This window comes from Corynebacterium sp. HMSC074C04 (assembly GCF_001838295.1).
In the GTDB taxonomy this organism is placed as follows: Bacteria; Actinomycetota; Actinomycetes; order Mycobacteriales; family Mycobacteriaceae; genus Corynebacterium; species Corynebacterium amycolatum.
In genome coordinates this window covers 505003-511635 of sequence record NZ_KV836270.1, presented here as the reverse complement: position 1 = coordinate 511635, position 6633 = coordinate 505003, and the positions used below count along the sequence as shown (strand labels likewise).

Genomic DNA, 6633 nt, shown 5'->3' with positions numbered 1-6633 from the left:
TCGCCGTGTGCTGGCTGAATTGGGCGAGGTTGATGTTTCCCGCATCGCTATGCATCCTGGTTCGGTCCAGGGCTTTGGTCTGCTGGGAGATGACAAGATTCCAACGTTCCTGCTGCCGTCGAACCCGGTCGGCGCATTGGTCGTTTTTGAGGTTATGGTTCGTCCCCTCATTCGACTGGCCCTGGGTAAGCGCAATCCTCGCCGCCGCGCTGTCACAGCTCGTGCTGTCGGCCCGATCGAGTCGGCGGAGAAGCGTCGCGGGTATATCCGTGGTCAGCTCATGCGTGACCGTGAGACCGGCGAATACATGGTGCAGCCGCTGGGAGGTTCCGGCGGTGCGCAAGCCCACCTTCTGGCCGGCATGTCGGAAGCCAACAGTCTCATCGTGATTCCGGAAGACGTGCTACACGTGCGTCCTGGAGATGTCGTTGACGTGCTGTTCATGGCGCGCCAAGCCTAACCACACCCCACTACCGCGAGTATCGTTGCTGTGCGTACTTCCCGTCTAATAACCAGTGGCGGCCGAGTCCGCCTGCGTGTGCCAGAGCGAACTGATGCCTCTACATGGCGGGCACTGCGGCTGCGTGATGAGCCCATTTTGCGGCCTGTGGAGCCAACCCTCGACGACGACTGGGATAACGCCCACAAGGTTTCCGTTTTCCGCCGTAACCTTCGCAGTTGGCGTCGTTCAGAGGCGGCGGGGGAAATGTTTGTTTCCACCATTGAGGTAGACGGCCAGTTCGCCGGCATGCTCACGCTCGGAGGCATTACGCCTTTCCCCGTCGCTCACGCCTGGATTGGCTATTGGGTCGGCAGCAGCTTTACATGTGGAGGAGTCGCCACTGCTGCAGTGGCGTTGGCGTCGGATTATGCCAAGAAAGTTGGCGTCCACCGAATTGAAGCGACTGTGTTGGACAGCAATGTCCCGTCGATACGCGTGCTGGAAAACTGTGGGTTCGAGTATGAGGGCGTGGCGCGGGAAGCCTTCCATATGGATGGTGCGTGGCGCGATCATCTGACCTATGCGCGGGTGGGGGAGGACAGTGCAGTGGACCTCATCGTGGCGAGTGGTCGTGCGCAATATGAAGAGGCGGAGAAATACCCACCGCAACGGCGCGCCTGAGTAGTCTGAGCAGCGCACGCCGATAGGGTGATGACAACTCTACTATTGGGCGAGTTCGCTCTAGATACGCTGGCTGCCTTCGTAAATGCCTCTGTGGAAGGGCATGTGGGCGGTGTATTTGGGCCGGGGAGAGACGGCGAAACCCCGGGCGAAGTCGCAAGGAGACGCAGAATATGTCAACTTCTCTGTTGCTGATACTCATCGTTGTACTGTGGCTGTTTGTGCTGGCCCCGCTGGTGGTCAATACGCGCAAGCCGATTCGTCGTACATCCGATGCGCTAGGTAAGACCCGCGTGCTGCATCGTGGTGGCGAGGAGCTGGCCACGACGCGCCGCCGTCCGTCTTTTAAGGAGTCGGACGTGCGCGTGGCCGAAGAAGTCGACGATTCTCTCGAAACCGTTGACGCGCAGGTCGACGATGACTTCGATGTCAGCGACGTGCTTATCGACGACACCGTGGACGAGGCGGCCGACCCGGCCGTCGTCGACGGCGATATCGTCTACGAGCTGGAAGCAGCAGATGCAGAGGAGGAGGCCCCGCAGGCGGATGATTCCGCTACCGAGGAAGCCACTGCTGAGTCTTCTGACCGCTCTGACATGGACGTATCCGATGATGAATCTGCAGACCAGTCGCTACAGGCTGTCGTTGATGACGAGGATGCTGAATCTGACTCCGCCGTCGCCTCCGCCGAAGGTGACGTGGTTCGTGCAGATGAGTCTTCTTCCGATGTGAGCGTTGACGTTCGCCGTCAATTCGTCGACGCCGATGACTTGATGTTCGAAGATGCTGTTGAATCTGACGCTGATTCCGGTGCCGCGGCTGACGCTGAGCACGTTGACGCTGAGGCTCTCTCTGAGACTGAAGAGGAAGCAGACACCGTAGACGAGCAGGCAGAACTCGATGCGACCGTCGAGAACGACAGTGACCACGCTGTCGAGTCCAACGATGACGCAGTCGCTGTCGATGACACCTTGACCGAAGATGATTACGCGTTCGCTGAGAAGCGCCGTGGTCGCGGTGGGTTCGATCCGATTTCGGATGCCCAGTACGCTGAGACTCGCTTTGCTCGCCGCCGCCGTTCTGTTGCTGGGCTGGCAGCGTTTATCGCAGTCACGGTCATCATCGCTGCTTTCGCCGGTGGTTGGACCTGGTGGATTCCACTGGTCGGCGTCGGCTTGATGACCCTGTACCTGGTCAACCTGCGCCGCACCGTGCGTGCAGAGCAGGAACTGCGGGCTCGCCGAATTCGCCGTATGAAGATGGCCCGCCTCGGTGTGCGTAACCGCGAGGATGATGAGCTGGGAATTCCACAGCGACTGCGCCGTCCCGGCGCGGTAGTAGTCGAGCTTGATGATGAGGACCCGGATTTCGCAGATCTGGCCTACACTGACTACCGCTTTGATGACGACGATTACGACGAAATGCCGCAGGCTCGCGTGAGCTAGTCCTGTGAGCTGAGCCGTAGAACAACCTTAAAGTTGTCTGAGCACGTCAGCGCGATTTTTTGTTAGAAACTCGGCCTGTTACGATGTCACTACCTAAGACATGACACACCGGGTGTGTTTGGCGGAAGGCTTCTCCCGAGGGGTTGGGAGAAGCCTTTTTGCATGTTAAAGTCGCTGGCCTTTCGCTGCCGCAGTGCTACCGTGCTTTGACCGTGCCGTCGGGTAGCATGTCCCTCATGGATCGACCGGTAATGCGCGATATCGCGCTCGTGATTCTCCGCCTAATACTCGGAATTATCTTCATCTGCCATGGCTGGGACAAGATTTTTATCACCGGTATTGACAAGACGACCGGTTACTTTGTCGCTGCGAATATCCCGCAGGCGCACTTGACGGTCTGGGTTGTCGCTCTAGTCGAACTGGTCGGAGGCGCGTTGCTGATTCTGGGACTCTTGGCCCCGACGGTGGCGATGGTCTTCATCATTGAAATGATTGGTGCCTGGTGGTCGATGCACCTGGGCAATGGTCTGTTTATCCGTGACAACGGTGCGGAGCTCGTGATGTCACTCATCGGTGGGCTGGTGATGATTTTCGTTTTCGGAGCCGGCCGTTTCAGCTTGGACAGGCAATTCATCAGATAAGACCTCATTAGGTACAACCCCCTTAAGAGTTAAAAGCGGAGGAGATTCCCCGTGGAGTGCGAGGAAATTCGCGCAGCATTGTCAGCTCGCCTCGATGGCGAGCAGGCAAGTATTGCCGATGAAGTCATCGATGCCCATCTTGGGGCCTGCGAGGAGTGCCGAGCTTGGTACGAGCGAGCGGTGCGGCTGAACCGCGCCCTTACGGTTGGGCCTGCCGATGGTATGCCGGAGGTTTCCACGGATGATCTCTCGGAGCGCATTTTGGTCTCCATCGAACCGGAGCGCCGCCGGCGTGAGCGCGCATGGCTGCTCATAGCCGGCACCGCCCGCGGGGTGCTCATTGCGTTGGGACTTTGCTGGGCGGTCTGGGGGATTGCGACGCTGGTAGACGCCTCCGACATGATGACGCTTGGACTTTCCTCGACACAGCCGCAGGACGGTGCAGGAATCGCAACAAGCACGGGAGCGCCTATCGACGGTTCCACTGCCACCGTTGACCCAATGGAGCTCGGAGCACGCCTTGCCATTCAACTCGCGGCAATTCGGCTTGCATTGGCAGTGGGATTGTTCTGGGCTGCTTGGCGGCCGCGCGCTGCCATGGGCATGGCGCCGGTCTACGGTGCCGTCGCCACGTTCAGCATCGGTTTTGGTATTCGTGACATTCTCATCGGTGCCCAGGGAGCATCAGAGATCGCTGGCCTGGCATTGATGTTTGTCTCCGCTTTGACGCTGGCCGTTGTGTGGCTGGGCGGCTATACGCCGACGGCCATCGCACAGGCATGGCGGGCCGCCTCGGGGTTGCCGGTCACAGGCGTGCCACCACAGCGGGACTAGCTCCAAGATGGCAACCAGAACCGCCATTCAAAGTGGTTGAGAGGCAGCGGGTAGCCGGTCAAAATTGGCAGCCAGAACACAAACGCGGTCACCACTAGTGCGGCGTGCGTGCCAACGATTACCAACCCCACCGGCTTACCGCCGGGCCGCCAGTGTGAGAGATCGTCGGCAAGCAGAGCAAAGGCGATGAGTACGAATGGAATCAGCGCGGTGGCGTAGAAAAAGTACATCTGCCGGTCGTAGCCGATGACCCACGGCAGCCACGAGGCGAGGAAACCGATGACGGGCAGCGCGTAGCGGCCGTCGCGGCGGCCGAGCCAACGCCATGTGGCCCACAGGACCACGGGGACCAGCAACCACCAGATGGGCGGGGTGCCAAAGAGCATCATCCAGCCCTTGCACTCCTGGCCGCCACTGCAGGTGGTTTCGGTGGAGTAGTAGAGCATTGGCCGCCAACTGACCAGCCACTCCCAAGGCTTGGACTCCCAAGGGTGTTTGTGGCCATTAGAGGTGGTCAGCTCGGCGTGGAACTTCAGCACGCTGTTTTGGTAGTGCAGGTAGTTCTGCAGGGCCTCGGGAAGCCAGTCGGTGCCGGGGAGTCCCGTATCGCGGTCTTCGGGTGAGACATGGCGATAGACCGACGTTTCTTCGGCGAACCAGGAACGCCAACTTAAGAAGTAAACGCCCAGCGGGACTACCACCAGATCACGCAACGCCGGGGCGGTATCACGGGAGAGTGCGCCGAGCACGGGTTTGTGCGCACCGGCATTCTTGCGGGAGACCAGATCCGTGAAGACGGACCACAGACCGAATGCGGCCATGTAATACAGGCCAGACCACTTCACCCCGGTGGCAAGCCCCAGCATGATGCCGGCGAGCAGTCGCCACCAGCGATAACTGAGATAGGGGCCGAAACTACCTAGCTCCGTGGCGGATTCCAGGCGCTTGCGGGCATCGGCCTGGTCGATGAGAAGTGCCCACGCGGCCGCAGTGATGAAGAAGGTCTGAATCATGTCCAGCATGCCGACCCGGGAGGAGACAAACAGCACTCCGTCGGCAAGCGCATAGAGACCAGCGATACCCACTGCCAACCGCGAGCCGCGAGAGATGCGTCGGACGATGTCCATGAGCAGCAGTATGACCAGCGTGCCACACACCGCCGACATAAACCGCCAGCCCATTGGTGAGTAACCGAAGATCCATTCGCCCAAGGCGATGACCTGCTTGGCCACTGGCGGATGCACAATCAGACCGTAGCCGGGATTGTCCTCAATGCCAGACGAGATGGGGTCGCGGGTGGACTCCAGAATCTGCCATGCTTGCGGCACATAGTGCTTTTCATCGAAGAGCGGGGTGCCATTGTCGGTCTTGGCAGCAAGCCCGATGAAACGGGTTAGCGCTGCGACGATTCCGAGAACCACAAAAGTGGCGGTATCCCATTTGTCCCACCGCCGCAGTGGCGGCAGCGAGGGCACCGGGGGAATCGGGCGCAGGAAACGCTTTTTCGCGCGGCGCTCGGTTTCCGGTGGTGGGGTTAAAGCGGCATCGGTCACGAATGTCAGTTTAAGCTATGGAATCATGACGCATTCGGCATCGAACTTCCAACCGCACGAGAACGCGCCTCTTAGCGAGGCAATGACGCTGGCTCCTGGCATCACTCTGGTGGCAACGCCGCTGGGCAATATCGCCGATGCCTCCGACCGCTTGCGCGGTGCGCTTATCGACGCCGATATCATCGCCGCGGAAGACACCAGGCGGGCACGCAACCTGGCCACAGCGCTGGGCATTTCCCCCAAGGGGAAGTTTGTTTCGAACTTCGATCACAACGAAGAGAGCCGCACTGAGTCGCTGATTCAGGCGGCGAAGGCGGGACAGAAAGTCATTGTGGTGACCGATGCGGGGATGCCGGTGGTGTCGGATCCTGGCCTGGCTGTGGTGGCGGCTGCACATGATGCGGGCGTGCCGGTGTCCTGTGTACCAGGACCGAGCGCGGTGACTACCGCATTGGCTCTCAGTGGTTTGGGTGTCGGCCACTTTTGCTTCGATGGTTTTGCACCTCGTAAACAGGGGGCGCGCCGGGCATGGTTGGAATCACTGAAGACAGAGAAGCGGGCCTGTTGTTTCTTTGAGTCGCCGCATCGGTTGGCTGTTACGTTGGCCGATGCTGCGGAGATTTTGGGTGAGGAGCGGCGCGCGTCGGTAAGCCGTGAGTTGACCAAGCGTTTTGAAGAGACTCGCCGTGCGACGCTGGGGGAGTTGGCGGCGTGGGCGGAGGAAGGTGTCCGCGGCGAAATTACGGTGGTGATTGAAGGCGCGGGGCAGCAGGCAACGGAGGTATCCACGGAGGGCTTGGTTGACCGCGTGGAGGAGCTCGTGGCTGATGGCATGCGACTGAAGGATGCCGCGAAGCAGGTTGCAGCAGAGGCGGGAATGACGAAGCATCGAGATCTCTACCAGGCCGTTTTAGCAGCTCGGGACGAAAATCGTTAACTGATTGTTACTTTGTGGCGGAAAATGTTCAAGCGCACGCCAGTGAACAGGGTAAACTCCGTTATTGGAAGTTTTTTGCAACCCATAAAAAATGAGGAAA

The 6633-nt window shown here is 59.7% G+C and carries 6 protein-coding genes and 1 pseudogene; 6 read left to right on the top strand and 1 reads right to left on the bottom strand.

The genetic code is table 11. The annotated features are described in order from the left end of the window. From HMPREF3011_RS03525 to HMPREF3011_RS03505, 5 genes and pseudogenes are all read left to right on the top strand, one after another. Positions 1 to 460: pseudogene (locus HMPREF3011_RS03525) on the top strand (molybdopterin molybdenumtransferase); the annotation flags it as partial. Positions 461 to 490: 30 nt separating this feature from the next. Further along, positions 491 to 1123 carry a GNAT family N-acetyltransferase gene (locus HMPREF3011_RS03520; protein ID WP_038626327.1) on the top strand — a complete coding sequence of 211 codons (633 nt, stop codon included), beginning with the start codon at positions 491 to 493 and terminating at the stop codon, positions 1121 to 1123. A gap of 173 nt (positions 1124 to 1296) precedes the next feature. After that, positions 1297 to 2568 (top strand): divisome protein SepX/GlpR, encoded by a 1272-nt coding sequence (glpR, locus tag HMPREF3011_RS03515; RefSeq protein ID WP_070560148.1) that lies wholly within the window; start codon positions 1297 to 1299, stop codon positions 2566 to 2568. A gap of 236 nt (positions 2569 to 2804) precedes the next feature. Continuing rightward, positions 2805 to 3209, top strand: coding sequence for a DoxX family protein (locus HMPREF3011_RS03510; RefSeq protein ID WP_038629133.1), 405 nt, complete (start codon positions 2805 to 2807; stop codon positions 3207 to 3209). Positions 3210 to 3260: 51 nt separating this feature from the next. Beyond that, a complete protein-coding gene (locus HMPREF3011_RS03505; protein ID WP_038626324.1) occupies positions 3261 to 4043 on the top strand; it encodes a zf-HC2 domain-containing protein in 783 nt (260 codons plus the stop codon). Here the strand turns inward: HMPREF3011_RS03505 and HMPREF3011_RS03500 are convergent. After that, positions 4040 to 5596: a dolichyl-phosphate-mannose--protein mannosyltransferase gene (locus tag HMPREF3011_RS03500; protein WP_038626322.1), complete on the bottom strand. Its 1557-nt coding sequence runs from the start codon at positions 5594 to 5596 to the stop codon at positions 4040 to 4042. The genes HMPREF3011_RS03505 and HMPREF3011_RS03500 overlap by 4 nt on opposite strands. A gap of 82 nt (positions 5597 to 5678) precedes the next feature. On the opposite strand from HMPREF3011_RS03500, the gene rsmI reads away from it, so the two are divergent. Then, a complete protein-coding gene (gene rsmI / locus HMPREF3011_RS03495; RefSeq protein ID WP_187401012.1) occupies positions 5679 to 6533 on the top strand; it encodes a 16S rRNA (cytidine(1402)-2'-O)-methyltransferase in 855 nt (284 codons plus the stop codon). The last annotated feature ends 100 nt before the right edge of the window (positions 6534 to 6633 follow it).